Genomic DNA, 26,714 nt, shown 5'->3' on the forward strand with positions numbered 1-26,714 from the left:
GTTGGGCACCCTTATAACGACTTTGTCCTCCACCACAAGTCCATGATCGACCCAGACTGGGCGGGCGGCGGGGACGGGGCGGCGGGACGGGGGCGGCGAGGGTCCGGCTCGCTTTGGGCGGTGTCGCGTCTGCGCTCTCCGCCGCGCCGATCTTGCAGTTTCGGTTGTCGATATGAGTGGGTTGCACGCTATGTCGCCACAGAAAGCGCAAGATCGGCGCCGAGACGCAGCGGCTGTCGCCGAGCCACGCCCTGCCTTCGCACCCCGCCGCGCCGATCTTGCAGTTTCGGTTGTTGGTATGGGGTTGGATGCCCGTTACGTCGCCACAGGAAGTGCAAGATCGGCGGACGCGGGGACGCGGGGACGCGGGGCGGTTAGCGGGTTCGGCGGCGGAGCAGCAGGGCGGCCGTCAGGGCGGCTAGCAGTAGCGCGCCGCCGAGTGCCCAGGGCCACCAGCGGCTCCCCGAGTCGGATCGTTCCTCGGCGGCCGGTACGGCGGAAACGGTGTCGGCCGACGGCGACACGGGTCCGGCGGGGGATGCCGTGGGCGAGCCGGGCGCTGACGGGCCGGTGCTGGCCACTGACGGACTGCCGGACGGGCCGAGGGCTGAAGAGGGGCTGGCGGACGGGTCCGCAGCCGTGCCGGTGGTGAGGGTGAACCGCACCTCGCCCTTGATCGGGTGGCCGTCGTTCGACGGCAGCTGGTAGGCGACGGCGTAGAGCCCCGCCGCGCCGGGCGTGAACGGCACGCGTACCCGGGTGCCGTCGAACGTGGGCCGCCCGCCGGCGACCACATTGTCCGGTCCGGTTATTGTGATCTTCGTCGTAGCCGGCGGCGGCTTGGCCAGGAAACGTAGCTCGATCCGGGTGGGCGCGGTGGCCACCCGGGCGCCGTCGGGCGGATCGCTGCCGGTCAGCGAGTTGTGCGCGGCGGCCGGCGTCGCCGGGGCCAGTAACGACACACCGAACGCCACGCCGAGTACCACTGGCACGAGCCGTGCCATCCGTGTAACCCTGCCCCCCATGAACCCCTCCGTAAGGGTACGATCCGCCCGCTGATCAAACAGCTCCTCGTTAGTCGAGCAGAGATCGCAGATAGTTCCAAATACTGTTCCACAAGCTGCAATCCATCGACGTTCTGCGGAGTCTGTGAGAGTGGGACCGACCCGGTCGGTGCCGTCACCGGCCGACCGACCCGGACGTCACGGCGAAGCCATCCATCGAACGGGGCGAGGAGGCGGGATGGTCCGACAGATGAGGCGCCGGCTCGCCGTGCTGGCGGGCACGCTGGCTGCGGCGGTGCTGGTGCTTGGCATGGCCGGCCCGGCGAGCGCGGCGCCCAAGCCTGCGCCCGCCGGTGTGGACGTCACCGGCGAAGGGCTCACCGAGCCGCTGCGGCTACGGTCCGAGACCCAGCCCGCGCACGTCCTCGCGGTCATCGACCAGATCAACTTCTTCGGTCGTACCGGAATGCCGACCGGTCCCAAGGCGGCTGACCTCGGTCCGAAGTACACGGTCGTGGTGCTCGCCGGGGAGACCCCGAAGCAGATCTTCGACCTCTACCCCAAGGCGGCCGGCGGCCCGCGCGTCTACCGCCCGGCCAAACAGCCGGACGGTCGCCGGACCAGCGCTGGCTGGTTCCTGGGACGGCTCAGCATGTCCGAGACGCTGCGTACCGCCGGGGTGCCGCTGGAGCGACAGTTCGACACGGTCAGTGGCGGCGTGGGCGGCGGCGAGCGGGTGCTGCCGGAGGACACCATGGATCCGGTGCGGGACATCGACGAAGCACTCGGTGAGTTGCAGCGGCTGCTGCTGCTCAACGTCGGGGTGATGCTGACCATCACGGTCGGCCTCGCCGGGATCGCCCTGCTGATCCGCCGCCGGACCCGCTGACGCGGCCATCCGCCGGACCCGCTGACGGCCGCCGGAAGGCACGGGTACGCCAGAAGGCACGGGTACGCCAGAAGGCACGGGTTCAGCGGGCCACAGCGCTCGGCCCCCACGGGGTCAGCACCAGCGGCGCGGCGGGCGCTCCCGTCGAGTGCCCCGCTGACGTGGCCGGACCGGGCCGTGCCGGTGGGCACCCGCCCATCCAGGAAGTTCACTGAGGCAACCAGCGGGGTCACCCGGCTCCGGCTCGCCCAGGGCCACCGGCTCGGCGGCCCGCTGGCGCGGGATCTCCTCGTCCGGCCGCCCGGTGGACGCCTCGCTCGGGTGCGCAGCCGCCGGGCCGACGGGCCGGCGAGGCTTGCCTGCCACCTGCGGGTCGTGGTGCCCCAGGCGGCAGGGCTCGCCCTGGGCGCAGCCGTGCTCGGCCTCCCCGTGCGCCATCCCCGGTCTCCTCACGCTCGCACTCACGCGCAGGTGCTCCCCCCGTACGTGCCCTGTCACCGTACTGGCCGGGACCGACGGCCTGTGCACGGCGTACCCCGGGGTCAGCGCTTCGGGCGACCGGGGAACAGGGGCGCCCAGACCGGGAAGGCGACCAGCCAGATGAGGATCACGGTGGTCAGGCTGCGGATCCAGTTGCCCAGTTCACGGGTTCTTTCCGCGTCGTTCACCCAGAGGATCGCCGCACCGAGCTGGCCGCACGCGACGGCCCAGCCGAGGAGTGCCCTGGCCCACTCCCGCCACCCGTGGCGGGCGTGGGCCCAGCCGGCGCGAGGAGGCCGCACGGGCGGCCGGCCACCGGCGAACCGGCGGGCGAAGCGCTGGTCCGGCCACCGGACGATCGAGTTCCCGAAGGCCACCGAGAAGCCGAGGTGGGCGGCGGGGCCGTGACCGAGGTCCGCGGTCGCGCCGCGCGCAGGTCGAGCACCGACGCGGCGAGCAGTGCCAGATCGACAAGCGGTACGCGGACCGGCAGCGCCCCGCCGAGCCGTGGCCGGCGCAGCGGATAGCGGGCCACCAAGCCGGCGGCGATCAGCACCCGGAACGCGATCTCACCACCGATGATCACCGCGACCAGCATGGCCGCTCCCCTCGTCGCCACCAGCATCGCCGGACGGCAGCCTACGAGCCGGGTGCGGGCCGCGATCCTGGCCCCAGGGGCTGGGCCTGTCCGCGCCGCCGCGACCCTGAGTCGGCAGCTCCACAGGGGACACCCCGCCGGACTGCCCTGTCGTACGCTGCCCGCCAGCGGTACCGATGATCACTGCCCGACGGAGACGACATGCGACGCCTGTGGGAAACGACGGTCCTGGTGGCGCTGATCGTGGGGGTGAGCGGCTGTGACAGCGGTCCCACCGAGGCGAAGGGCTCGACCTTCGCCCCCGCGTCGGGAGTGTGCCATGCCACCGCCTCCGACGATCGCAGCCCCGAGACGTACGCGCCGATCCCCTGCTCCTCCAAGCACGAGGCGGAGACGTTCCTGGTCGGCGTCATCCGCGGCACGGACGGTGTCGCGTCGGCGCCTCCGGCGGCGGACACCGACGCGATGTGGCGTCTCCACGATGCCTGCGACAGTGCGGCGGCCCGCTTCCTGGGCGGGGAGTGGCGCGAGTCACGACTGGCGATGCGGACGCTGACCCCGTCGACGGCGCGTTGGCAGGCGGGCGAACGGTGGTACCGCTGTGACCTGGTGGAGATGCTCGCGCTGGACCGGTGGGTGCCGAACCCCCGGGCGAACAGCCTGCGGGCCGGCCTGACGGGTGACTCACCGCTGCGGCTGACGTGCTTCACCGCGCCCGAGGAGAACGCCGACGACCTGGTCGACCTGCCACCGGCCTCCTGCACCGGGCCGCACGGCACCGAGTTCGCCGGCATCTGGCCGGCCGGCCCGGAGGTGGAGGAGCTCACCGAGGAGGTCATGCAGGCGGGATGCCGATCGACGGTCGCCCGGTACGTCGGTGCGCCAGAGGCCGCCCTGGAGGGCCGGCTGGAGGTGTTGGCGTACGTCCTGGAAAGTGAGCCGGAATGGCTCGCTGGCCGACTCAGCGCCATCTGCTTCCTGCACAGCCCGAACCGGCAGCTCGACGGGTCCCTCAGGAATACCGGCCTGCCGCCCCGCTGATCGGTGCCGGCGTTCGTGGCCTGCTCACGACGTGTCAGGCTAGAGGGGTGAGCACGGCCGAGGGTGGGGAGCTGGCGGCCACGCTGCGCCGGATCGAGCGTTCGGCGGGAGCGTTGGCCACTGCCAGCGTGGCCCGGATGGACGAGACGCTGCCGTGGTTCCGGGCTCTGCCGGCCGACCAGCGCTCCTGGGTGATGCTGGTGGCCCAGGCCGGCGCCCGCTCGCTGGTGCAGTGGCTGCGCGAGGGCGGCGGCACGGCGGACAGCACGCAGGAGGTCTCCGACGACGTGTTCGACGCGGCGCCCCAGGCGCTGGCCCGGTCGATCACCCTCCAGCAGACCGTGGCGCTGATCAAGGTGACCATCGACGTCGTCGAGGAACAGGTGTCGCAGCTCGCCGCCGAGGGCGAGGAGCAGTTGCTACGCGAGGCGGTGCTGCGCTTCTCCCGGGAGATCGCGTTCGCCGCCGCCCGGGTGTACGCGCGGGCCGCCGAGTCGCGCGGCGCGTGGGACGCCCGGTTGCAGGCGCTGCTGGTCGACGCGCTGCTGCGGGGTGACTCGCCGGACGTCCTGGCGAGCCGGGCCGCCGCGTTGGGCTGGGCGGACGCGCCACCGGTCGCGGTGGCGGTCGGCCACTCCCCGGGCGGGGAGGTCTCCGCCGTGCTGCACGTGGTGTACCGGCTGGCGCGGCGGATCGGTGTCGAGGTGATCGGCGGGGTGCACGGCGATCGGTTGGTGATCGTGCTGGGTGGCGCGGCGGACCCGCTGAGCGCCACCGGCAAGCTGCTGGACGCGTTCGGTGACGGCCCGGTGGTGGTCGGTCCGGCCGTACCCAGTCTGGACGAGGCGACGGAGTCGGCGCGGTCGGCGCTGTCCGGCTTCCGGGCGGCGCCGGCGTGGCCGGCCGCCCCCCGGCCGGTGGCCGCTGCCGACCTGTTGCCGGAGCGGGCCCTCGCCGGCGACGCGGAGGCCCGCCGGCGGCTGCGGCACGACGTGTACGCGACGCTGGTCCGCGCCGGTGGCGAGCTGCTGGAGACCCTGGACGCGTTCCTGGCCGCCGGTGGCACGCTGGAGAGCGCGGCGCGGGCGCTGTTCGTCCACCCGAACACGGTGCGGTACCGGTTGCGCCGGATCGCGGAGGTGACCGGTTTCTCGCCGCTGTCGCCCCGGGACGCGTTCGCCCTCCAGGTGGCGTTGACTGTCGGTCGGCTGGACCCGGTGGTCCCGGTGGCCTCGGCGGTCCCGACCCAGACATTGACCCCGGCCGCCCGGAAATCCGCCCAAACCAGCGATGATCCCCGCCGATCTTTGTAAGAAACCTCCAAAGGTTCTAGTGCGGTTTGGTCGGCCCCGGCACAGCGCTACCCACGCGTATCCGGGAGAGTCATAGGCGTGCTCGCCGTACTTAGTCCCGGCCAGGGTTCCCAGAAACCCGGCTTTCTGACTCCCTGGCTCGACCTGACCGGCACCGAGGCGCGTCTGCGCTGGTGGTCCGCGCTGGCCGGCGTGGACCTGGTGCACCTGGGCACCGCCGCCGACGCGGACGAGATCAAGGACACCGCCCGTACCCAGCCGCTGCTCGTCGCGGCGGCGCTGCTCGCCGCCGAGCACCTGCCGCTGGACGGCGTGGCGCTCACCGCCGGGCACAGCGTCGGCGAGCTGGGGGCCGCGGCGGTGGCCGGGGTGCTGTCGGCCGAGGCCGCGATCACCCTCGCCGGCATCCGTGGCCGCGAGATGGCCGCCGCCTGCGCGCTGGAGCCGACCGGGATGGCGGCCGTGCTCGGCGGCGACCCGGACGAGGTGCTGGCCGCGATCAGCGCCGCCGGGCTGCACCCCGCCAACCGCAACGGCGCCGGCCAGATCGTCGCCGCCGGCTCGCTGGACGGCCTGGACAAGTTCGCCGCCGCGCCGCCGGCGAAGACCCGGGTCATCCGCCTCCAGGTGGCCGGGGCCTTCCACACCCCGTACATGGCCCCGGCCGAGGCCGCGCTGGCCGCCGTCGCCGCCGGGATCGCCCCCGTCGACCCGGCGCGGATCCTGCTGTCGAACCTTGACGGCACCGCCGTCACCGACGGGCACGAGCTGGTGCGACGCCTGGTCCGCCAGGTCACCGCGCCGGTGCGCTGGGACCTGTGCATGCGCGCCCTTGCCGAGCACGGCGTGACCGGCGTGATCGAGCTGCCCCCGGCCGGCACCCTCGCCGGTCTGGTCAAGCGGGAACTCCGGGGCGAGGGCGCCCCGGAGATCGTCACCCTGAACACCCCGGACGACCTGCCGGCCGCACGGGACCTGATCGCCCGCCACGCCACGCCGGGCCAACCGCTCGCCCCCATCGGAGGACACTCATGACTGGCAGTCGCATCGTCTCGATGGGGCACTACCAGCCCTCCCGGGTGGTGACCAACGACGACATCGCCCAACTGGTGGACACCAACGACGAGTGGATCCGCGACCGGGTGGGCATCGCCACCCGGCGGATCGCCGACAGCGAGACGGTGGCCGACATGGCCGCCGCAGCCGCCGGTAAGGCGCTGGCCAACTCCGGGCTCAGCGCCGCCGACATCGACCTGGTCGTGGTCGCCACCTGCTCCTCGATCGACCGGAGCCCCAACGTGGCCTGCCGGGTCGCCGCCAAGCTGGGCATCGCCGCACCGGGCGCGTTCGACGTCAACACCGCCTGCTCGGGCTTCGCGTACGCGCTGGGCACCGTCGACCACGCCATCCGGGCCGGCGCGTCGCGCAACGCGATCGTGATCGGCGCGGAGAAGCTGTCCGACTTCACCGACTGGACCGACCGCTCCACCTGCATCATCTTCGGCGACGGCGCCGGCGCCGCGGTGGTCACCGCCACCGCCGACGACGAGCCCGCCGGCATCGGCCCGGTGGTGTGGGGCTCGGCGCCGGAGAAGAGCGACGCGGTACGCATCGAGGGCTGGCGCCCGTACATCCAGCAGGAGGGCCAGTCGGTGTTCCGCTGGGCCACCACCGCGCTCGCGCCGCTGGCCCTGCAGGCGTGCGAGCGGGCCGGGGTCGACCCGTCGGAGCTGGCCGCGTTCGTGCCGCACCAGGCCAACGCCCGGATCATCGACGGCATCGCCAAGCGGCTCAACATCCCCAACGCGATCATCGCGAAGGACATCGTCGAGTCCGGCAACACCTCGGCGGCGAGCGTCCCGCTGGCCCTGTCGAAGCTCGTCGAGCGGCGGGAGGTGCCCTCGGGCGCCCCGGTCCTGCTGTTCGGCTTCGGCGGTGGCCTGACCTACGCCGGTCAGGTCGTCCGCTGCCCCTGAAGCCCCCTTGAGGCGCGTACGCGCTCCAGGAGCGGCGCCCGGCGACGCCGGCCGCCAGAGAACCCCCTATGAGAGGAACCAACCGCAATGACCCGTGACGAGATCACCACCGGCCTCGCCGAGATCCTCGAAGAGGTTGCCGGGGTGAACCCGGACGACGTGGCCGAGGGGAAGTCCTTCACCGACGACCTCGATGTCGACTCGCTCTCCATGGTGGAGGTCGTGGTGGCCGCCGAGGAGAAGTTCGGCGTCAAGATCCCGGACAACGAGGTGCAGAACCTCAAGACCGTCGGGGACGCCGTCAGCTTCATCGAGGCGCAGTCCTGATCATGAGTCGTCCTGACGTCGTCGTCACCGGGCTCGGCGCGACGACCCCGCTTGGCGGGGACGTCGCGTCGACCTGGGACGCCATGCTCGCCGGCCGCTCCGGGGTGAGTGCCCTCACCCAGGAGTGGGCCGCGCAACTGCCGGTGCGGATCGCCGCCCAGTTGGCCGTGGAGCCGTCCGAGGTGCTGGACCGGGTGAAGCTGCGCCGCCTGGACCGCTCCGAGGCGATCGCGCTCATCGCGGCGCAGCAGGCCTGGGCGGACGCCGGTCTGGCGGACGCCGGTCTGGACGCCGAGCGGCTCGCCGTCAGCGTCGGCTCCGGCATCGGTGGCGCCACCACCCTGCTCGCCCAGGACGACATCCTGGAGGCGTCCGGGCCGCGGCGGGTGTCCCCGCACACGATCCCGATGTTGATGCCCAACGGGCCGGCCGCCTGGGTCGGGTTGGAGTTGGGTGCCAAGGCCGGCGTGCACACGGTGGCCAGCGCCTGCGCGACCGGCGCGGAGGCGATCGCGCTCGGCCTGGACATCATCCGCGCCGGCCGGGCCGACGTGGTGGTGGCCGGCGGCACCGAGGCCGTGATCCACCCGCTGCCGATCGCCGGCTTCAGCTCGATGCGGGCCATGTCGACCCGCAACGACGACCCGGAACGTGCCTCCCGCCCGTGGGACACCGGCCGCGACGGCTTCGTCCTCGGTGAGGGTGCCGGCATCGTGGTGCTGGAGCGGGCCGACCACGCCGCGGCCCGGGGCGCCCGGGTGTACGCGCGCCTGGCGGGCGCCGGCATCACCTCCGACGCGTACGACATCGTGCAACCGCACGCCGAGGGTGAGGGCGCCATCCGGGCCATCGCCAAGGCGATCGCGGACGCGGACATCGCCAAGCAGGACATCGTGCACGTCAACGCGCACGCGACGTCGACCCCGGTCGGCGACATGCTGGAGATCGGCGCGCTGCACAAGGCGCTCGGCGACCACCCGGTGCTGGCCGCGACGAAGTCGATGACCGGTCACCTGCTGGGCGCGGCCGGAGCGTTGGAGTCGATCGCCACGATCCTGGCGATCCGCGACAGCGTCGTGCCTCCGACGATCAACCTGGACGACCCGGAGCCCGGGCTCAGCCTGGAGGTCGCCGCGCACAAGGCACGCCACATGGACATCCCCGCCGCGCTGAACAACGCGTTCGGCTTCGGCGGTCACAACGTGGCGCTGGTCTTCGCGCGGCCGTGAGACAGCGGCCGTGAGACAGCGGCCGTGAGACAGCGGCCGTGAGACAGCGGCCGTGAGCTGGCCGATCTGCGGATCACCGAAAGGGTCCCCTCTCGCGAGGGGGCCCTTTCGCGTGTTCAGCGTCGGTTGCGGGGGTGTTGCCGGGCGGTGCGCTCGTTGCCGTGGCGGTAGTTGCCGGTCCAGCGGGCCATCACCAGTTGCGGGTCGTCGTCGACCTCGGCGAGGAACTCCGCCGCGCGGGCGCCCCGCAGCGTGCCCGCCACCCGGCCGTGGTGGGTGATCACCACCGTGCCGTCGGCCCGCTGGTCGTACCGGAAGCCCTGCGCCTGACCCATGGGCGACACGCTGCCAGGGTGGCCGTGCCGGCGCGACCGGATTCCCGGGCCCGCGGCCTCTTGCATAGACTGTGAATATAAAAGCGCTATGCTTTTGGCGTGCGTCGTCCAGACACTCCTCCTGGCACGTCCGCCGCCATCGGGGCGGCCCTCTACGGCCTGGCCACCAGGGCCGCGAGACGCCTACCCCGGGACATGAGCCTGACCTCTGCCGCCACCCTGGCGACCCTGGACCGGACGGGTCCGCGGCGCATCACCGATCTGGCCGCGGTCGAGGGCGTCACCCAGCCCGCGATGACCACCCTGGTCCGGGTGATGGAGGAATCCGGCCTGGTCGAGCGGCGGGGCGACGCGTCCGACAAGCGGGTCACGCTGGTGTGCCTGACCGAGGCCGGCGCCTCCTATGTCCGGACGCGCCGCCAGGCGGGGATCCACGCGTTCGAGCGGTTGATCGGCCGGCTCACCGGCGACGAGGTCGAGGCGCTGGCGGCGGCCCTGCCGGCGCTGGAGCATCTGGCAGCGCTCGAAGGACAGGACCGCGAAGGGCCGAGGCGGTGACCGGGCAACCGATCGGCGGGGGCGCGCCGAAGGCGTTTCCGGTGACCCGTTCCGAGACGCGGCTGCTGGTCCCCGCCCTGATGTTCATCGCCCTGGTCGTGGCGGCGGTCGCCAGCCTCGGGACGCCGCTCATCACCAGCGTGGCGACGTCGTTCCACGTCTCGCTCGGCAGCGCGCAGTGGACGCTGACCGTCGCGCTGCTCAGCGGCGCCGTCGCCACGCCGGTCCTGGGCCGGCTCGGAGCCGGTCCACACCGACGGGCCACGATCCTCGCCACGTTGGCCGTCGTCGTCGCCGGCAGCGCGCTCACCGTGCTGCCACTGCCATTCGCGTGGCTACTGACCGGCCGGGCGGCCCAGGGCGTCGGGCTCGGGCTCACGGCGCTGATGATGGGCGTGGCCCGGGACCACCTCCCCGAGGAGCGCGGCGCGGCCGTGATCGCTCTGATCTCGGTGGTCTCGATCATCGGCGCGGGCGTCGGCTACCCGCTGGCCGCCCTGCTCGCCGAGCTCGGCGGAGTACGGGCCGCCTACGGCCTCGGCCTGGTCGTCACCGCCGCCGCCCTCCTGACCGCGTGGCGCGCCATGCCCGAAGCTCCCGAAGGCCGGTCCGCCCACGTGGACGTGGCAGGCGCGGTCGTCCTGAGCGCTGCGCTGCTCCTGGTGCTGTTCCTCGCCGGTGAGCGGAATCTGTGGAGCAGGCACCTCGCCGTGGCGGCGGGCCTCGCCGTCGTCGCGGTGGTGCTGCTCTGCGTCTGGGCCGTCATCGAGCTGCGCAGCCCGACGCCCCTGGTCGATGTGCGGGCGGTACGGCACCCGGCGGTCGCCGGGGCGAACCTCGCCATGTTCGTCGCCGGGATCGGCATGTACCTCCTGCTCACGCTCATCACCCGGTACGCGCAGACGCCGCCCGGCGTCGGCTACGGCTTCGGGCTGACGACCTTCGTCGCCGGGCTGGTCCTGATCCCGTTCTCGGTGCTGGGGTTCGTCGCCGGCAAGCTCACGCCGCGGATCCGCACGCGGGTCGCCGACCCCCTGCTCCTGGCCGGCAGCGCTGTCGTGGTCGGCGTCGGGTTCGCCCTGTTCGCGGCGGCCCGGTCGGACCTGGCCGAACTGTTCGCGGCGATGGGCGTGCTCGGCTTCGGCGTCGGCGGCTTCTCGGCCGCGATGCCCGGTGTCATCCTGGCCGCCACTGTCAGGAGCGAGACGTCGAGCGCCATGAGCTTCAACTACGTCGTCCGCAGCGTCGGGTACTCCCTGGGCAGCGCTGTCGGCGGCCTGGTCCTCGCCGCGGGCACCCGCCCCGGCCACCTCTTTCCCGACGACCGCGCCTACCGCACCGCGGCGATGGTCGGGATCGGCGCCATGGCGATCGCGACGCTGACGAGCCTCGCTCTCGCCCGGCGACGCTCGGCCACGACCAACACGTGAGTCGGACGCACTCCCCCACCACAGGAGGTTCCATGCTTAAGGGCTACTGGGTCAGCGCCTACCGCACCGTTTCCGACCCCGAGAAGCTGGCCGCCTACAACGAGCTGGCCGGTCCCGCTGTCCGGGCCGGGGGCGGTCGGGTCCTCGTCCGTGGCGGTCGGATCGCCGCGTACGACGCCGGAATCGCCGAGCGTACGGTCCTGATCGAGTTCGACAGCTTCGAGCAGGCCGTCGCGGCGCACGAGAGTGCGGCCTACCAGGAGGCGCTGGCCGCACTCTCCGACGGCGTCGAGCGCGACTTCCGCATCGTCGAGGGCATCGACTGACCGAGTCGCGGTCGGATCTCCTGCCGGTGCCGTCAGCTCTTGCAGGTGGTGGCCGGCAGTCCGGGCACCACCACCGGTGACCGGCCACCCGGGCGGGCCTTGCCGGCCAGTACGGCGGCGAGCGCGGTCATCGACGCCCGGCTGGAGGAGTACGTGGCCAGCAGCGTCGGCGACTTGGCCTTGGCCAGCACGTACGGCGTGTCCATGGCGACGGTGACCGCCGCACTGGCGCTCAGGTCCTTCTCCCCGTCGCCGTAGCCGACCAGGTGCACCACCGTCCCGCCGCTCGGCTTCACCGTCACGCCGGCCGCGGTCAGCGCGGCGGTGAGCGCCGCCCGGGTGCCGTCCCGGCCGCCGGAGGAGGTGACGGTGACGGGGCCGCGCACCGCGCCGCCGCAGGCACCGCGCAGCACGGTGACCGCTCCGGCGGCCAGCGCGTCCGCCGCCGCCCGGTGCGCCGGGGTGTTGAGCGTGGACATCGGCTCGGCGGGTCCCGCCGCCAGCCGGAACTTCATGGTCAGGATCCGGGTGACCGCGTCGACGAGCCGGGCCCGGGGCAGCGACCCGCCACGCAGGGCGGCGAGCAGCCCGTCGTACGCCTGACCGACGTTCGGGGTCATGAGGATCAGGTCGTTGCCGGCGTTCAGCGCGCGGACGGCGGCCTCGCCGGGCGCCCACCGCTTCGCCGGTGGCATGTTCATCCCGTCGGTGATCACCACGCCCTTGAAGCCGAGCTGACCGCGCAGCACGTCGGTGAGCAGCTTGTGGGAGAAGGTCGCCGGGGTGCCGGGGTCGATGGCCTGCACGTCCAGGTGGCCGGACATCACGGCCATCGCGCCCGCGTCAAACCCGGCGCTGAACGGCGGCCACGCGCCGCTCTGCAGCGCCGCCGCGGACTGGGTGAGCACCGGCAGGTCCTTGTGCGAGTCGTCCGCGCTGTGGCCGTGCCCCGGGAAGTGCTTCAGGGTGGCCGCGACGCCGCTGGCCTGTAGGCCCCGGACCGCGCCGCCGACCTGCGCGGCGGCGATCTTCGGGTCGGCGCCGAACGACCGGGAGCCGATGACCGTGCTGCGGGTGGCCAGCACGTCGGCGACCGGGGCGAAGTCGATGTTGATGCCCATCGCGGCGAGTTCGGCGCCGGCGGCCTGCCAGGCGGCCTCGGTCAGCTTCGGGTCACCGGCGGCACCCGCCGCGAGGGCGCTGGGCAGGATGGTGACGCCGTCGGTGACGCGGGTGACCACGCCGTACTCCTGGTCGGTGCCGATCAGGAAGGGCGCCGGGCCGGCGGCCAGCCGTCCGGCGGCCCCCCGCAGTCCGGTGGTCAGGTCGTGGACCTGCTTCGGGTTGTCGACGTTTGTCGTCTCCTGATTGCCCTTGGTCGGGTCGTCGGCGCTGAAGCCGACCAGGATGAGCCCGCCGAGCCGGTACTTGGCGATCATCTCGGCGGGGGTGTCGACGCCGGCGAGCGCCTGGTTGCCGGCCGCCGAGCCGGTGGAGACCTTGGTGGCCGAGTCGCCGTACGCGTAGGGCATCAGCACCTGCCCGACCAGGTCCTCGTCGGAGAGCGTCGCGACCAGCGCGGCGGCCCGCGCGGCCGGGTCGTCGTTCGGCGGCGAGGCGGGTGCGCTCGGGGCCGCCGACGCGCCGGTCGGGCCGGGCGTCGGGTCGGGACGATCCGGGGTACCCGAGCAGCCGGAGACGATCAGGGCGGTCAGGGCGGCGACGGCGACACCTGCGTGTCGCGGGCGAATCGGCACGCCGACCATCCCACCAGTTCCCCCTTATCGGGGCAACTTGACCTTACCGGTCGCCAGCGTGAGGGTGACGCAACACCCAGGTCCGCAGCGCGTGCGGCCCCGCCGTCAGCCGACCCGGGTGAGCAACGTCACCGGTGCGCCGTCACCGGCGTACCGGTAGGGCTCCAGGTCCGCGTCCCACGCGGTGCCGAGCGCCTTGTCAAGGGCGTGCGACAACGCCTCCGGGGCACGGGCGGAGGCCATCAGGGTCCGCAGCCGGTCCTCGCCGAGCTGGATGTCACCGGCCGCCCCGACGGTGGCCCGGAACAGGCCACGGGCCGGCACGTACATGAAACGCTCACCGTCGACGCCGGGACTCGGCTCCTCGGTGACCTCGAAACGGATCATGGGCCACTGCCGGAGGGCAGCAGCCAGCTCGGCGCCCGTTCCCGGACGGCCGGTCCACCCACACTCGGCCCGGCGGGCGCCGGGGTCGACGGGCTGAGCCGTCCACTGCAGGTTGACCGGCGCGGCTAGGACGCGCGCGATCGCCCACTCGACGTGCGAGCACACGGCGAGCGGGGTCGAGTGGACGTATACGACGCCACGCGTTGGCACGGTGACCTCCCGGAGAGCGAGGTGCGTCTTCCCCTACGACCTCGTCCACCCGAGTGGTTGCTGCAACACATGATGACTCGTGTGACGGATGGTGCGCCAGAGAATCGGAAAAAACGCCACCCGGAATAGCCGGACGGGTGGTCTCCGTTGCCTCTCAGGACACCGCGACGACCAGCCTGATGTCGTGGTCATGTACAGTTCCATCGGCGGCTTCTGCCGCGTTCCACCTCTGCGGGCCGACGCAGTGTCACCCGCACACAGCCCCCGGACGTCCAGTCCTCCCGTACGTCTTGCAAGGAGTACCTCCGTGGCGAGCAACACCTCTAAGACCGCGCGCGCGTCCGTCCGGGCCGGCCAGGCTGGCCAGGGTGGCGCCCTCAGCGTGCTGGGCGAGTTCAAGTACCTCATCCCGCTCAACGGCGGCAAGCACGCCTACGTGCGTAACCTGACCAACGGCAAGACCGCGCACCTGCGTACCGACTCCGACGCGTTCGTCGAGGAGATCCGGGCGCTGGCCGCCGCCGGCCACGCCGCCAAGATCCGGGCGGAGATCAACAACCTGGCCACCGTTCACCCGAACGACGGCTGGGAGGCCACCGAGAAGCGTCTGGTCGCGGCCGGCGTCTTCGAGGGCTGAGCCCTCCCCCACCGCACCACCGACCGCCCGCCGGGAGTTCCCGGCGGGCGGTCGTTCGTTTGTCAGGACGCCTCGAGCAGAGCAACCTCGCCGGTGCTCAGGTCGTAGAGGCCGCCCACCACGGCCACCCGGCCGGTGGCCACCGGCCCGGCCAACAGGTCGTCGACGCGCAGCGCGTCCACGGTGCGCCGGACGTGTCGGCGGACCGTGAGCGCGAGCACCGCCGGATCGTCGAGCCCCACCTCGACGACCGCCGGGGCGATCTCGTCGACCAGGTGGGCCAGCGACCCACCGGGGCGCTCGCCGGTGCGCAGGGCGTCCACGGTCGCGCCGACCGCACCGCAGCGCTCGTGCCCGAGCACCATGACCAACGGCACGCCGAGCTGCCCCACCACGTACTCGATGGAGCCGCACACCGCCCGGTCGAGCACGTGCCCGCCGGTGCGGATCACGCAGATCGCCCCGAAGGTCTGGTCGAAGATCGCCTCCAGCGGCACCCGCGAGTCGATGCAGCCGAGGACCACCGCGTACGGCTGCTGGTCTCCGGAGGCGGCCGCCGCGGCGGCGGTGACGTCGTGCCCGTGGATCGGCTGGCCGCTGACGAACCTCCGGTTGCCGCCGAGCAGGTCGGCCAACGCGGCCCGGGGCGTGCCGCCGGCCTGCCGTCCCCGCCCCCCGGACCCGCCCGTCGGCGGAACCGGCGTCGCCCGCGCCGACTCCATGCCGTTCAGCTTGGCCCGCCGGCGCACGGCCAGGGGCGGGGTCGGGAATGTTCGCCCGACCGCGATTGGCGTGGCGTCCCGACGGGTAGCCGGTGTTACCGCCGGGTATCGGAGGTACGGGTGATGCCGGGGCGAGCCTGGGAGGTGGCGATGCCGGAGCGACTCGAAGTCGGTATGCCCGACGGCGTACGGCTGCACGTCGAGACCACCGGTCCCGTGCACGCCCCGGTGACGGCGGTCCTCCTGCACGGCTGGACGCTGGACGGGCGCAGCTGGCACCGGCAGCTCGACGCGCTCACGTCGTCCTTCGGCGACTCGGTGCGGGTGGTCACCTACGACGCGCGGGGTCACGGCCGGTCGAGCTGCATGGCGCTGCCCACGGCCACCCTGGCCCAGCTCGGCGACGACCTGGCCGCCGTCCTCGACGCGGTCGCGCCGAGCGGTCGGGTGGTTCTGGTCGGGCACTCGATGGGCGGAATGACGATCATGGAGTACGCGCACCGCCACCGGGAGCACTTCGCCGCGCGTACGGCCGGACTGGTCTTCGTCTCGACCACCGCCGAGGGGCACACGCACACCGTGTACGGGCTCTCGCCACGCATCGCCCGGCTGATCCGGCTCGCCGAGACGACCGGCGCCGGCGTGCTGGCCCGCTGCGGCTCGTGGCGAGCGCCCCGGGCGCTGCTCAACGCGCTGCAGCCGAGCATCCGGTGGATGCTCTTCGGCGACCGCTGCGATCCCTCCGACATCCGGTTGGTCACGTCGGCGGTGGCCCGCGCCTCGCTGCGCTCGATCGGCGGTTTCCGCGCCTCGATCGGCGCTCAGCGCCGGCTGGACACCCTCGCCGCCCTGGCGCACCTGCCGGCCGCCGCCCTGGTCGGTGACCGGGACCGGCTGACCCCGCCGCCGTGCGCCGAGTCGATCGCCGCCGTCCTGCCGGCCACCGAGCTGACCGTCTGCCCGGGCGCCGGCCACATGCTGATGATGGAGCGTCCGATTGAGGTGAACGCGGCCCTGACCGGCGTCCTGGGCCGGGTGCTCGCCGCACCCTCGCCGCACGGGCCCGGCCCCAGCGCCGCACCCTCGCCGCACGGGCCCGGCCCGAACGGCGCACCCCCGCCGCACGGGCCGGTCGTGAGCGCCGTCGCGGCGGGTCGCTGAGCACGTTCGCGCACCTCGGGCGCGGCGGGTCGGGTCGGGGGCCGTACCCTTCTGCGGTTGGCCCGCGCGGTTCGCGCCGCTTGCCGGCGACATCGAAGGAGCGTGCGTTGACCGACCAGACCGCCCTGGAGCAGGAGATCGCCGTCGAGCAACGGCACCTCGACCGGGTGTACGCCCGACTGGCCGAGCTACGGCAGTCGGCGGTGCGCGCCGAGCGGGACGGCTACCGGATGGCGCGGGTGGGCACGTTCGGCGCGCTCGTCGAACGCGACGCGATGGTCTTCCACGCGGCTCAGCGGCGGCACACCCTCGACGCCGAACACGAGGGCCTGGTCTTCGGCCGGCTGGACCTGCGCGACCGGCAGGTGCTGCACGTCGGGCGGCTCGGCATCCGTGACGAGGACGCCAGCACCCTCGTCGTCGACTGGCGGGCGCCGGCCGCGTCGGCGTTCTACCAGGCCACCCCCGCGCAGCCGCTGGGCGTGGTGCGTCGCCGCACCATCCAGTCCCAGCGGGAGCGGGTCACCCGCATCGAGGACGACCTGCTCGATCCGGAGGCGGCCCCGGAGGGGATGACGGTCGTCGGTGACGGCGCGCTGCTGGCCACCCTCTCCCGGGCCACCGGTCGCGGCATGCGCGACATCGTCGCGACGATTCAGCGGGAGCAGGACGAGGCGATCCGGTCGCCCGGCTCCGGGGTGACGATCGTCGCGGGCGGCCCGGGGACCGGCAAGACGGCGGTCGCCCTGCACCGGGCGGCCTTCCTGCTCTATTCCGACCGCAGCCGGTACGCCGGTGGCGGCATCCTGGTGGTCGGGCCGTCGACCGTCTTCGTCGAGTACATCGCCTCGGTGCTGCCGTCGCTCGGCGAGGACACCGCGACCCTGCACTCGCTGGGCACCCTGTTCCCGGGGATGACGGCCACCCGAACCGACCCGCCCGAGGTGGCGGCGGTGAAGGGCTCGCTGCGCATGCGCCGGGTGCTGGAACGGGCGGCCCGCGACGCGGTGCCGGGGGCTCCTGGCGAGCTGCGCCTGCTCTACCGGGGCGGGCTGCTGCGGTTGGACCGCCGCGAGCTGGACGCGATCCGGGACCGCGCGCTGCACCGGGGCGCCCGGCGCAACGAGGTTCGCCGCGCCGGCTTCGACGGTGTCTTCGCCGCGCTGTGGGCGCAGGCCCGGCGCGTGAACATCGGCCGGCTGCCCGAGCAGCGGGCCTTCGAGGACGAGATCGCGGAGCGGCCGGAGTTCCGGGAGTTCCTCAAGGCCTGGTGGCCGCGCCTGCACCCCCGGCACGTGCTGGGCTGGCTGGCTCGACCGGATCGGCTGCGCCGGTACGCCGGCGGGATCCTCTCCGGCGCGGAGATCCGGCTGCTCGGCACGGCGTACCAGAGTCTGGACAGTGCGGGCCTGACCATCGCGGACGTGGCGCTGCTCGACGAGCTGGACGCGCTGCTCGGCAAGCCGGTGAAACCGGCGCGGGCCCGGCGCGACCCGTTCCAGCTCGCGGGCGGCGTTCGTGAGCTGAGCACCGCGGCCGACCGGCAGCGGGCCGCCCGCGCGGCGGCCCGGGAGCGGCCGGAGGACTACCGGGAGTACGCGCACGTGGTCGTCGACGAGGCGCAGGACGTCTCGCCGATGCAGTGGCGGATGATCGGTCGGCGTGGGCGGTTGGCCTCGTGGACGGTGGTGGGCGACCCGGCGCAGACCGCCTGGACCGGTGACCCCGAGGAGCTGACCCGCTCCCGCGACCAGGCGCTGGGCCGGCGCAAACGGCACGAGTTCACGCTCACCACCAACTACCGCAACTCGGCGGAGATCTTCGCGGTGGCGGCGGCGGAGATCCGCCGGCTCTATCCGGACCTGCCCCTGCCGAGGGCCGTCCGCTCCACCGGCGTCGACCCGGTCGAGCTGGTGGTGCCGCCCGCCGGGCTCCAGGCCGCGGCCGTACAGGCGGCCACCGGCCTGCTGGGCGAGGTCGACGGCACGGTCGGGGTGATCACGCCGGTCACCCGCCGCGACGAGGTCGCCGGCTGGCTCGACGCGCTCGGCGCGACGCGCCTGCAGGTGGTGACCAGCCTGGAGGCCAAGGGCATGGAGTACGACGGAGTCGTGCTGGTCGCCCCCAGCGAGATCCGGGCCGATCCGGGCTCGGGTGTACGCACGCTCTACGTGGCGCTCTCCCGGGCAACCCAGCGGCTCACCACCGTCGACCCGACCGGCTGACCGTCGGGTTGGCGCGCCCAGGGGCCGGCCCTCGCCCTACACTTGCACACATAGCGATGTGAGCATACATTTGACCGGGTCCCGGGCGACGTCGGAGGGTGGGTCTCGTGGGAGCAGGACATGACCACCACCACGGGTCGGTCGCCAACGCCGCCCACCAGCATCGCGGACGGCTCTGGGCGGCCTTCGGACTGCTCGCTGCCCTGATGGTGGTCGAGGCGGTGACCGCCTTCCACACCGGCTCGCTGGCGCTGCTCTCCGACGCCGGGCACATGTTCACCGACGTACTCGGCATCGGGATGGCGCTCGCCGCGATCACCGCCACGCGGCGGGCCACCGGCGACCCGCAACGCACCTTCGGGCTCTACCGCCTCGAAGTTCTCGCCGCGCTGGCCAACGCCGTCCTGCTCTCCGGCGTGGCGGTCTACGTGGTGATCGAGGCGATCGGCCGGTTCGGCGACCCGCACCGGGTGCTCAGCGGTCCGATGCTCACGGTGGCCATCCTCGGCCTGCTCGCGAACGTGGTCGCCTTCGGGCTGCTGCGCGCCGGCGCCCGGGAGAGCATCAACCTCCAGGGCGCCTACCTGGAGGTGCTGGGCGACCTGCTCGGCTCGCTCGGCGTGATCGGCGCTGCGCTGCTCATCGCCGTCACCGACTGGTGGTGGGCCGATCCGCTGGTCGCGGTCGCGATCGGCGTGTTCATCCTGCCGCGCACCTGGCGGCTGGGGCGGGCCGCCGTACGCATCCTCGTGCAGGCCGCCCCGGAACACCTCCAGGTCACCGCCGTGCACGACCGTCTGGCCGCGGTGCCCGGCGTGGTCGAGGTGCACGACCTGCACGTCTGGACGCTCACCTCGGGCATGGAGGTGGCCTCCGCGCACCTGACCATGGCGCCCGGCGCGGAGGTCGGCGCGGTGCTCACTGCGGCGCGTACCGCCCTGCGGGACGACTTCCGCATCGAGCACGCCACGCTGCAGACCGAACCCGGTGCCGCCCCGGGCGCCTGCGGTTCCGTCGAGTGGTGACCGTCATCCTTCGCGATGGTGCCGGCACCTTCCGTCACATCGGCTGCACAGACCCCACCAGCACCGGTAGGCTCTGTCCCGGCCACCACCCGGCGGCGCCTCCCGGCGCCGGTGGCGGCCGTCGCCTAATCGCCCGACAGGGCGAACCGGGGAACCATGTTCCTGGGGTGCATCCGCGTCAGCGGTAGGGATCTTCCGTCCCGAACCCGTCAGCTAACCCGGTCGGCGGCTGACGGAAGGACATGCGTAGTGGCACCAGCACGACCACCCGCCGCCCGGCTTGCGGCACTGATCGTCATGATGGTCACCCTCGGCGTCGCGCTTCCGGTCGGCGCCGCCACCGCCGCTCCCCCCGCCGGCCTGCGGGCCGCCGCCGCGCCCGACGGCGACGAGGAGGGCGGCACCCCGGCGCTACGGGCCCAGCTCGAGGCGGCCAGCAAGGGCTACCTGGACGCGAAGCGCGCGCTGGACACCTCCATCCAGCGGCAACAGCAGCTCGCGGTCAAGCTGAAGGACACCGAGGCCGAGATGACCGTACGCAACGGCAAGGTCGGCGAGATCGCCGGCGTCGCGTACCGCACCGGCCGACTCAGCACCGTCTCGGCCCTGCTCAACAGCAACACCCCCGAGGGCTTCATGGACCGGGCGGCCGCCCTCGACGTGGTGGCCGCCAACGAGGACCGGGTGCTGCGCGACCTGCACGCCACCCGGGACGAGGCGAACCGCACCCGCGTCGCCCTCGACGGCGAGATCCGGGAGCAGCGTAAGCAGGTCGAGGTGATGGCCAAGCGCAAGGAGCAGGCCGAGCGGGCCCTGACGGTCGCCAACAACAAGGCACGCGCCAGCGCCGCCGCCGACACCGACACCGGCTCCAACCGTGGCACCTCCACCGCCAACGCCCAGCCCGCACCGCGCAACTCCGACGGCTCCTGGCCATCCGAGTCGTGCAGCATCAACGACCCCACCCCGGCCAGCGGCTGCATCACCCCCCGCACCCTGCACGCGCTCAACCAGGCCAAGGCCGCCGGCTTCACCCGGTACGTCTCCTGTCACCGCAACGGCGGCTCGGGCGAGCACCCCAAGGGCCGGGCCTGCGACTTCGCCGCGCAGAAGGGTGGCTTCGGCGGCATCGCCACCGGCGGCGACAAGACGTACGGCAACAACCTGGCCGCGTACTTCATCCGCAACGCCGACCGGCTCGCGGTGCTCTACGTGATCTGGTTCAAGCAGATCTGGCTGCCCAGCAGCGGCTGGAAGTCGTACAGCGGGGGGAACGGCGACCCCTCCAGCGACCACACCAACCACGTGCACCTGTCGGTGTACTGACCACCGACGCCGTCCGGGGTACGTCAGCGGGCGTACCCCGGACGTCGTCGCTGGTCGGACGACCACGCGGGGTCGGGCCGGGAGCATTCGGGTATGCCGCGAATCGCGCCCCGCACGCGCAAGGCCCTGCTCACCCTGCACCTGGTCACCTCCCTCGGCTGGCTCGGGGCCGACCTGGTGCTACTCACCCTCGGCATCGCGGCACAGCGCGGCGCCGACCCGGCCGTGGTCTACCCGGTCGCCGGGCTCGTCGGCACCGTGCTCTTCGCGCCGCTGAGCGTGCTCGTGTGGCTCGTCGGTGTCGCCAGCGCGCTGCTCACCCCCTGGGGCCTGCTGCGCTACCGCTGGGTGGTGATCAAGCTCGTGATCACCACAGTGATGGTCGGGCTGGTGCTGTTCCTGCTCACCCCGAACCTGCGGCACGCCGCCGCGCTGGGCGCCGCGCTACCGGCGCGGGACCGCGCCGACCTGGTGATCGCGCCCGCGGTGTCGACCAGCCTCATGATCATCGCGACGGTCCTGTCGACGTACAAGCCCTGGGGACGCCGACCCGCCGGCGGCACGACGCGGGATCGCCCTGCGCGCCCCGTGGCGCCACGTCACGCACCAATAAGGAAGTAGTGGGCGCGGGACCGAGGGCTCACGGCGCGGGGTCGTCGAGGGCCGCGCCGAGGCGCGCGGCCAGGGCGAGGTGGGCGGCGCGGGCCTGACCGAAGGCGTACCGGAACAGGGGTGTCGGCGCGCGCAGGGTGATGTCGACGTCGATGCGGACCAGACCGTCCGGCTCGGCGCGCAGCCGGGTGTGGTTGCGAACCGTGGTGGCGGGCCACTGGCGGGCCACGGTGACGATCTCGTCGGGCTCGCTGACCAGCACGTCCGCGTGGTACGTGGTGCGAAAGCGCAGCGGGCCGGCGACCAGCCTGTCGTTGATCGTGTAGCTGGCGCGGGCCCCCGGGCGGGGCGGCACCTCGCGGACCCGCACGATCAGGGGATGCAGTTCACCCTGACGGGTCAGGTCGCTCAACAGCGCCGCCGCCTCGGCGACTGAGCAGCGGGCCTGGACGGTGTAGCTGAAGGTATCGCTGCCGAACACACCGTCTCCCGACGTCGCTGGTCGCACGATCGTCCCGTGCGCCGCCCTGGGCTGGCAACGGCCGGACGGACTGGTGCTGTCCCTCGGGGTCGACGTGGTGCTCTGCGCCGCCTCGTTGCAGGAGCCCGGGCAGGCCGCGCAGCCCGGCACCGACGTGGCGTTGCTGGCCGCCGGGTACGCGTCGGTCACGGCGATCCGGGCAGTCACCGAGGTGACCGACGTGGACCTGACCGGTCCGGACGCGCAGGCCTGACGGTGGCCGCCCGCGCCTCAGGCGCCGGGAAGCACCTCGGGGGTGGCGGCCCCGGCGAAGTAGGGCTCCGGTGCGCCGAAGAGACCGAGCAGGCCGGTCACCCAGAGCTGACGGTGCACGAACCGGCTCGGCTCGGTGACGACCAGCTTGACGCCACTGACCTCGGCGGTCTGGAAGCCGGCGACCATGGCGCTGATGCCCACGGAGTCGATGAAGGTGACCAGCCTCATGTTCAGCTCGATGCGCAGCGGACGGCTCTTGGCCAGCACCTCCGCAATCGCCTCTCGCACCTCGTACGCTGTGTCGACGTCGATCTCACCCCGCGGGGCGATCTCGACGACACCACCGGACAGGACCGACTTCACGATCGACAGGCTCACGCGAGCACCTCCACCCGCCCGTCCCCCGGGCGCCTCATCAGTACGCGGGCCGCGACCGAGAGTATTCCTCCAACGGCCTCGGTCGCCACCCCTCGGGATGAGCAATTCACGGATCCGAGCGGACAAAGTCGCCCATATCCCCACTTTTCGGCATCTGATCATTCAATACTTTTCGTTATCTGATCAGTCGACGATCGGTCGGAACCGACGCGTCGCCGGACCAGGGTAGCGGTCGCGGTCCGGCAGGCCCGACATCCGTGCCGTCCCGTACGCCCGCCCCGCGTGGGACCGGCGTGTCGCGCCAGCGGTCCCGGCCCGACCCGCCAGCGTGGTTGCCGACGCTTCCTAGCATCGGCCCGGAACACCCACCGTGACGGAGAGGACCTTCGATGATCAAGCGACTGGCCGGGTTGGCCGGCGTCGGTCTGCTGCTCGCCCTCGTACTGGCCTGCGGTTTCGGCGGCGGAGACGACGACGATGACGATGACGACGATTTCGCACGCGGCGTGGCCGCGGTGGCGGTGCGCTGACCCCCGACGGGTGCGCCACTCGGGGCCGGGTTTGCGCGCCACCGGCCCGGGGCACTGCGCAGTCAGCGAACCGTGTCGCGCTGGACGGACGCCGAGGTCCGAAGTGGCCGGCGGCTTCGGCACCTGAGGAGGTAACCACGATGTTCGGAACCAACCTACTGGACCGGCGAAGTAAGCCGGAGCGGATCGCGGACCAGGCGTGGGAGCAGCTGCTCTCCGCCGTCAGCTCCGCGGGCGACAGCGTCCGGGACACCGCGCGGTCGGCCCGTCGCAGCAGCGGCGACCTCGCCGACGGCGCCGGTGACCTGGTGGGCTCGGCGGCGGAGGAGGCACGGCGTCGCGCGGCGCGCGCCTTCGACGCGCTCGCCGGACGCCAGCCGGCGCTGCCGTGGACGCTGCTGATCGGCGCCGCGCTGGTCGGCGCGGCGGTCGGCTGGGCCGTCGGCTCCGCCGCTCGCGCCGCCGGCAGTCGAGACGACCGCGCGGTGGACGACGTCGAGTTCGTCGACGTCGACCGCCCCAACTCCCCCGTCGGCCTGGACGACTAGCCACCGGTACACCGAGCGGGCCCCGTCGACATCGCGTCGGCGGGGCCCGCTCGCGTACCGGTGGCGGTGCTGGGCGGAATGTGCGCCCGGTCCGCCGGGGTGCCGGACCCCTCAGGCAACCCCGGCGGACCGGTGTTCTCGGGTGGCCCGGACGACGCCGGGCCACCGGGTCAGCGACTCGTGCAGCTCACCGAGGCCGGCGGCGAGTTGGTGCCGGTCCAGGAACCGAGGAAGCCGATCGTGGTGCTGGCCCCGGGGGCGAGCGCGCCGTTCCAGCCGCTGTCCACAACCGAGACGACCGCCCCGGTCTGGGTGTGGGTGCCGCCCCAGAGCTGGCTGACGCGCTGGCCGTTGGGGAACGTCCAGCCGAGCGTCCAGCCCGCGATGGGCCTGGTGCCGGGGTTGCTGACCACGACCTCGGCCTGGAAACCGCCCGTCCACGAGCCGGTCACCCGGTAGGTCGCCGCGCACCCACCAACCGGAGGCGGCGTCGTCGGAGGGGGCGTGGTCGGAGGGGGCGTGGTCGGAGGGGGCGTGGTGGGAGGGGGCGTGGTCGGAGGGGGCGTGGTCGGAGGCGGCGTGGTCGGAGGCGGCGTGGTGGGAGGCGGCGTCGTCGGCGTGCCGCCGGTGCGGTCGGCCACCAGGATGCCGCGACCGTTGGTGCCCAGGTAGACCCGCCCGTAGACCCGGGGATCGCCGGTCAGCGCCTCGGTCGGGTTGCCGTACTGGTGACGGTCGTCGTTGATGCGTACCCACGTCGTGCCGCCGTCGTCGGAGCGGTGTACACCGGGCTGGCCGTCCACCGTGCCGTAGAGGAAGACGGCGGGGTTGGTCCGCCCCGGCGCGGCCTTGCCGAACCCGACGTTGCCGGAGGCGCTGACGCCGCCCAGCTTGGTGAAGCTGGCCCCGGAGTCGGTGGACCGCCAGAGCCCGCCCGGACCGGCCAGCCACAGCTCGCCCGACTTGCCGGGCAACGCCTTGAAGCGCACGTCGGAGGTGGGCAGGCCGGTCGCCGCCGTCGCGGTGAAGCTCGCGCCGCCGTTGGTGCTCAGGTAGAGCCGGCCGCCGCTGAAGCCGTAGAACCGGTTGGGGTCGACCCGGTCGGATTCGATCGTCGCGTTCGCCGGGATGCCCGTGGACGGCGCCCACGAGTTGCCGAAGCCGACCGCGTAGACGACGCGTTGGCCCGCGTCGCCGGGCGACCAGACGAACCGGCTGCCGTCGGCCGCCGCGGCGACCGTGCCGCCGGCGTTGACGCCGGACGGCTCGGTGCCCTGGAACCAGGTGGCCCCGCCGTCGGTGGAGAAGGCGACGTGGCTGTCGTTGGGCCGGTCGGAGTCGGTGAAGTTGCCGGCCCGCACCAGCACGGCGGGCTTGCTCTCGGCGTAGTCCAGGCTCGTGGTGCTGGTGAAGACCGGCTGGGTGAAGAGCATCGACGGAATGGTGTCCAGGTCGGTGTGCCGGAAGCCGCCGACGTCGCCGAGCGCGCTGATCAGGGGTGCGCCGCTGGGTGGGCTGACCAGGTCGAGGACGGCCGTCTCCTCCAGGCCCCGGACCATCGGCCGGATCGTGAACTGACCGCCGGTGTCCCACTTGGTGAGGTCGGTGGTGCCGTAGATGGTGGCCCCGGTGCCGTACATCATGCGGTTGGAGTCGTGCGGGTCGATCTCCACCGACTCGTTCATCCAGCCCAGCTTGGGGGTCTCCTCGGGGGGCGCCGGGTTGGTGCCGAAGGTCAGCCAGGGCACCGAGCTGATGTCCATGGTGTAGCGCTTGGACCGCTGCGGGTAGCTGGTGAAGTCCCAGATGCGGGTCCAGCTCGCCCCGCCGTCAGTGCTGCGGAAGAAGATCGCGTCCGGCCACCAGGAGACCTGGGTGGCCACCATCAGCGTGTTCGGGTGCTGCCGGTCGATGGTCAGCCCGCTGTAGCCGAAGTAGTCGTCGCCGCTGGTGGAGGGGATCGGGCTGATCCGCGTCCAGGCCCCGGTGGACCGGGTGAACTTCCAGACGTCGCCCTTGCCGCCGTCGTACGGGCCGCCGGTGTCGCTGGTGGCGATGTAGAGGTGACCGCCGACCGGGTCGACGACGCCCTTGTGCGCCAGGTAGCCGGTGGGTTGCCCGGGAATCCGCGCCCAGGTGACACCACCGTCGGTGCTGCGGTAGACCGGGTTGTCCTTGTCCGCCACACCCACGTAGATCGTCTGCGTGGTGGTGCCGGCGGCGCCGGTGCTCTTGTCGAAGCTGACCCAGGTGAGGCCCTGGTTCTGCCCGTTGTAGCCGTTCGGGTCGCTGGGGTCGGCCCGGTAGTTGCCGACGTTCGGGAAGGCGGTGACCTTGGCCCAGGTCGCCCCGAAGTCGGTGCTGCGCCACAGCCCGTTCCCGCCCTCGGCGGCGTAGTAGAGGGTGCTGTTCCGGTTGGGGTCCACGGCCAGCCGCTCGCCCATGCCCCGGCCCGGCATGTTGCCGCCGTTCTTGAACGGCAGCTCGGTGACCTGCCAGGTGGCGCCCTTGTCGGCCGAGCGCAGGATCGCGCCGTTGTTCGGGTCCCAGCCGTTGGTGTACATGCCGACCGCCGCGTACACCCGGTTGGTCTGCACCGGGTCGGTGGCGATGCTGACCACGCCGTTGTAGCCCCAGCGGTCCGCGCCGACCCAGTCGAGCAGCGGCGTCCACGACTGGCTGGACTGCTCCCAGCGGTAGGCCCCGCCGATGTCGGTCCGGGCGTAGATCAGGTTCTTCTCGGTCGGGTTGAAGACGATGCCGGGCACGAAGCCACCGCCGCCGACCGGGACGTTGCGCCAGGTGTACGCCTCGGCGGCGGCCGGTGCCGGCGCCGATCCCGCGGCGGTGATCGGGACCGCCACGACGGCCGTGGCGACGGTCAGCGCCGCCACGACCACGCTGGTCAGTGATCTGGGCATCTGCGTTCCTCTCCGGGGGTGGGGGCCCGGGAG

The 26,714-nt window shown here is 73.0% G+C and carries 27 protein-coding genes, 2 pseudogenes and 1 riboswitch; of the genes and pseudogenes, 19 read left to right on the top strand and 10 right to left on the bottom strand.

Going from position 1 to position 26,714, the window contains the following annotated elements; all coding sequences use genetic code 11:
- Positions 1–374: 374 nt before the first annotated feature.
- Entirely contained in the window at positions 375–1,004 is a 630-nt protein-coding gene (locus ACQP03_RS26380; RefSeq protein ID WP_357132511.1) for a copper resistance CopC family protein, read from the bottom strand.
- A 238-nt stretch (positions 1,005–1,242) separates the two neighbouring features.
- Here ACQP03_RS26380 and ACQP03_RS26385 point away from each other — a divergent pair, with 238 nt between their 5' ends.
- On the top strand, positions 1,243–1,893 hold the full coding sequence (locus ACQP03_RS26385; protein WP_357173648.1) for a hypothetical protein: 651 nt from the start codon (positions 1,243–1,245) through the stop codon (positions 1,891–1,893).
- Positions 1,894–2,007: 114 nt separating this feature from the next.
- On the opposite strand, the gene ACQP03_RS26390 is transcribed toward ACQP03_RS26385, so the two are convergent.
- Together ACQP03_RS26390 and ACQP03_RS26395 are read right to left on the bottom strand one after the other, a co-directional pair.
- Positions 2,008–2,331: a hypothetical protein gene (locus ACQP03_RS26390; RefSeq protein ID WP_357173645.1), complete on the bottom strand. Its 324-nt coding sequence runs from the start codon at positions 2,329–2,331 to the stop codon at positions 2,008–2,010.
- A gap of 104 nt (positions 2,332–2,435) precedes the next feature.
- Positions 2,436–2,971 (bottom strand): annotated as a pseudogene (locus tag ACQP03_RS26395) (hypothetical protein).
- 201 nt (positions 2,972–3,172) lie between these two features.
- Here ACQP03_RS26395 and ACQP03_RS26400 point away from each other — a divergent pair.
- The 6 genes from ACQP03_RS26400 to fabF all read left to right on the top strand — a co-directional run bounded on the left by ACQP03_RS26400 (position 3,173) and on the right by fabF (position 8,857).
- Entirely contained in the window at positions 3,173–4,012 is an 840-nt protein-coding gene (locus ACQP03_RS26400; RefSeq protein ID WP_363660273.1) for a septum formation family protein, read from the top strand.
- Positions 4,012–5,325, top strand: coding sequence for a PucR family transcriptional regulator (locus tag ACQP03_RS26405; protein ID WP_396833263.1), 1,314 nt, complete (start codon positions 4,012–4,014; stop codon positions 5,323–5,325). The genes ACQP03_RS26400 and ACQP03_RS26405 overlap by 1 nt, the downstream gene beginning before the upstream one ends.
- A 78-nt stretch (positions 5,326–5,403) precedes the next feature.
- A complete protein-coding gene (locus ACQP03_RS26410) occupies positions 5,404–6,360 on the top strand; it encodes an ACP S-malonyltransferase (protein WP_396833232.1) in 957 nt (318 codons plus the stop codon).
- Positions 6,357–7,301 carry a beta-ketoacyl-ACP synthase III gene (locus ACQP03_RS26415; protein ID WP_357132499.1) on the top strand — a complete coding sequence of 315 codons (945 nt, stop codon included), beginning with the start codon at positions 6,357–6,359 and terminating at the stop codon, positions 7,299–7,301. Before ACQP03_RS26410 ends, ACQP03_RS26415 begins: the two co-directional genes overlap by 4 nt.
- Positions 7,302–7,388: 87 nt before the next feature.
- Positions 7,389–7,628 (top strand): acyl carrier protein, encoded by a 240-nt coding sequence (locus tag ACQP03_RS26420; RefSeq protein ID WP_007463517.1) that lies wholly within the window; start codon positions 7,389–7,391, stop codon positions 7,626–7,628.
- 2 nt (positions 7,629–7,630) lie between these two features.
- Positions 7,631–8,857, top strand: a complete 1,227-nt coding sequence (fabF, locus tag ACQP03_RS26425) for a beta-ketoacyl-ACP synthase II (RefSeq protein ID WP_357132496.1) — start codon at positions 7,631–7,633, stop codon at positions 8,855–8,857.
- A 116-nt stretch (positions 8,858–8,973) separates the two neighbouring features.
- Here the strand turns inward: fabF and ACQP03_RS26430 are convergent, their stop codons facing one another.
- Positions 8,974–9,192, bottom strand: a complete 219-nt coding sequence (locus ACQP03_RS26430; protein ID WP_355051399.1) for a hypothetical protein — start codon at positions 9,190–9,192, stop codon at positions 8,974–8,976.
- 99 nt (positions 9,193–9,291) lie between these two features.
- Here ACQP03_RS26430 and ACQP03_RS26435 point away from each other — a divergent pair, with 99 nt between their 5' ends.
- Genes ACQP03_RS26435 through ACQP03_RS26445 form a run of 3 tightly spaced genes read left to right on the top strand, consistent with a single transcriptional unit; the run spans position 9,292 to position 11,506 of the window.
- Positions 9,292–9,750, top strand: a complete 459-nt coding sequence (locus ACQP03_RS26435) for a MarR family winged helix-turn-helix transcriptional regulator (protein WP_357393331.1) — start codon at positions 9,292–9,294, stop codon at positions 9,748–9,750.
- A gap of 41 nt (positions 9,751–9,791) precedes the next feature.
- On the top strand, positions 9,792–11,180 hold the full coding sequence (locus tag ACQP03_RS26440) for an MFS transporter (protein ID WP_357393329.1): 1,389 nt from the start codon (positions 9,792–9,794) through the stop codon (positions 11,178–11,180).
- A 32-nt stretch (positions 11,181–11,212) separates the two neighbouring features.
- A complete protein-coding gene (locus tag ACQP03_RS26445; protein WP_357132488.1) occupies positions 11,213–11,506 on the top strand; it encodes a DUF1330 domain-containing protein in 294 nt (97 codons plus the stop codon).
- A 32-nt stretch (positions 11,507–11,538) separates the two neighbouring features.
- On the opposite strand, the gene ACQP03_RS26450 is transcribed toward ACQP03_RS26445, so the two are convergent.
- On the bottom strand, positions 11,539–13,272 hold the full coding sequence (locus ACQP03_RS26450; RefSeq protein ID WP_363660272.1) for a glycoside hydrolase family 3 protein: 1,734 nt from the start codon (positions 13,270–13,272) through the stop codon (positions 11,539–11,541).
- Positions 13,273–13,368: 96 nt separating this feature from the next.
- A complete protein-coding gene (locus ACQP03_RS26455; protein WP_357132482.1) occupies positions 13,369–13,860 on the bottom strand; it encodes a DUF3145 domain-containing protein in 492 nt (163 codons plus the stop codon).
- Between the two features lie 307 nt (positions 13,861–14,167).
- On the opposite strand from ACQP03_RS26455, the gene ACQP03_RS26460 reads away from it, so the two are divergent.
- A complete protein-coding gene (locus ACQP03_RS26460) occupies positions 14,168–14,497 on the top strand; it encodes a hypothetical protein (RefSeq protein ID WP_355051393.1) in 330 nt (109 codons plus the stop codon).
- A gap of 62 nt (positions 14,498–14,559) precedes the next feature.
- Here the strand turns inward: ACQP03_RS26460 and ACQP03_RS26465 are convergent, their stop codons facing one another.
- Positions 14,560–15,219, bottom strand: coding sequence for a carbonic anhydrase (locus tag ACQP03_RS26465; RefSeq protein WP_357132478.1), 660 nt, complete (start codon positions 15,217–15,219; stop codon positions 14,560–14,562).
- Positions 15,220–15,369: 150 nt separating this feature from the next.
- Between ACQP03_RS26465 and ACQP03_RS26470 the strand changes: the two are divergent.
- The 5 genes and pseudogenes from ACQP03_RS26470 to ACQP03_RS26490 all read left to right on the top strand — a co-directional run.
- Positions 15,370–16,275, top strand: a pseudogene (locus tag ACQP03_RS26470) (alpha/beta fold hydrolase); the annotation flags it as partial.
- A gap of 212 nt (positions 16,276–16,487) precedes the next feature.
- Positions 16,488–18,605, top strand: a complete 2,118-nt coding sequence (locus ACQP03_RS26475) for a HelD family protein (protein WP_357173628.1) — start codon at positions 16,488–16,490, stop codon at positions 18,603–18,605.
- Between the two features lie 107 nt (positions 18,606–18,712).
- Positions 18,713–19,630, top strand: coding sequence for a cation diffusion facilitator family transporter (locus ACQP03_RS26480; protein ID WP_357132469.1), 918 nt, complete (start codon positions 18,713–18,715; stop codon positions 19,628–19,630).
- Positions 19,631–19,742: 112 nt separating this feature from the next.
- Positions 19,743–19,874: riboswitch (cyclic di-AMP (ydaO/yuaA leader) on the top strand.
- 5 nt (positions 19,875–19,879) lie between these two features.
- A complete protein-coding gene (locus ACQP03_RS26485; RefSeq protein WP_433458873.1) occupies positions 19,880–20,956 on the top strand; it encodes a coiled-coil domain-containing protein in 1,077 nt (358 codons plus the stop codon).
- Between the two features lie 93 nt (positions 20,957–21,049).
- A complete protein-coding gene (locus tag ACQP03_RS26490; protein ID WP_363660271.1) occupies positions 21,050–21,577 on the top strand; it encodes a hypothetical protein in 528 nt (175 codons plus the stop codon).
- A gap of 19 nt (positions 21,578–21,596) precedes the next feature.
- On the opposite strand, the gene ACQP03_RS26495 is transcribed toward ACQP03_RS26490, so the two are convergent.
- Positions 21,597–22,049, bottom strand: a complete 453-nt coding sequence (locus tag ACQP03_RS26495; protein WP_357132463.1) for an SRPBCC family protein — start codon at positions 22,047–22,049, stop codon at positions 21,597–21,599.
- 73 nt (positions 22,050–22,122) lie between these two features.
- Between ACQP03_RS26495 and ACQP03_RS26500 the strand changes: the two genes are divergently transcribed.
- Positions 22,123–22,302, top strand: a complete 180-nt coding sequence (locus ACQP03_RS26500) for a hypothetical protein (RefSeq protein WP_357132460.1) — start codon at positions 22,123–22,125, stop codon at positions 22,300–22,302.
- A 17-nt stretch (positions 22,303–22,319) separates the two neighbouring features.
- On the opposite strand, the gene ACQP03_RS26505 is transcribed toward ACQP03_RS26500, so the two are convergent.
- Positions 22,320–22,682 carry an STAS domain-containing protein gene (locus ACQP03_RS26505; RefSeq protein ID WP_007463546.1) on the bottom strand — a complete coding sequence of 121 codons (363 nt, stop codon included), beginning with the start codon at positions 22,680–22,682 and terminating at the stop codon, positions 22,320–22,322.
- Positions 22,683–23,071: 389 nt separating this feature from the next.
- Between ACQP03_RS26505 and ACQP03_RS26510 the strand changes: the two genes are divergently transcribed.
- Both ACQP03_RS26510 and ACQP03_RS26515 read left to right on the top strand, forming a co-directional pair.
- Positions 23,072–23,212 (top strand): hypothetical protein, encoded by a 141-nt coding sequence (locus ACQP03_RS26510; RefSeq protein ID WP_355051383.1) that lies wholly within the window; start codon positions 23,072–23,074, stop codon positions 23,210–23,212.
- A 140-nt stretch (positions 23,213–23,352) separates the two neighbouring features.
- Positions 23,353–23,760, top strand: coding sequence for a hypothetical protein (locus tag ACQP03_RS26515; protein WP_357132455.1), 408 nt, complete (start codon positions 23,353–23,355; stop codon positions 23,758–23,760).
- A gap of 170 nt (positions 23,761–23,930) precedes the next feature.
- On the opposite strand, the gene ACQP03_RS26520 is transcribed toward ACQP03_RS26515, so the two are convergent.
- A complete protein-coding gene (locus tag ACQP03_RS26520) occupies positions 23,931–26,681 on the bottom strand; it encodes a cellulose binding domain-containing protein (RefSeq protein ID WP_433458877.1) in 2,751 nt (916 codons plus the stop codon).
- Positions 26,682–26,714: the final 33 nt, after the last annotated feature.

The sequence above is a fragment of the Micromonospora sp. CA-248212 genome (assembly GCF_050948405.1).
Taxonomy (GTDB): domain Bacteria; phylum Actinomycetota; class Actinomycetes; order Mycobacteriales; family Micromonosporaceae; genus Micromonospora.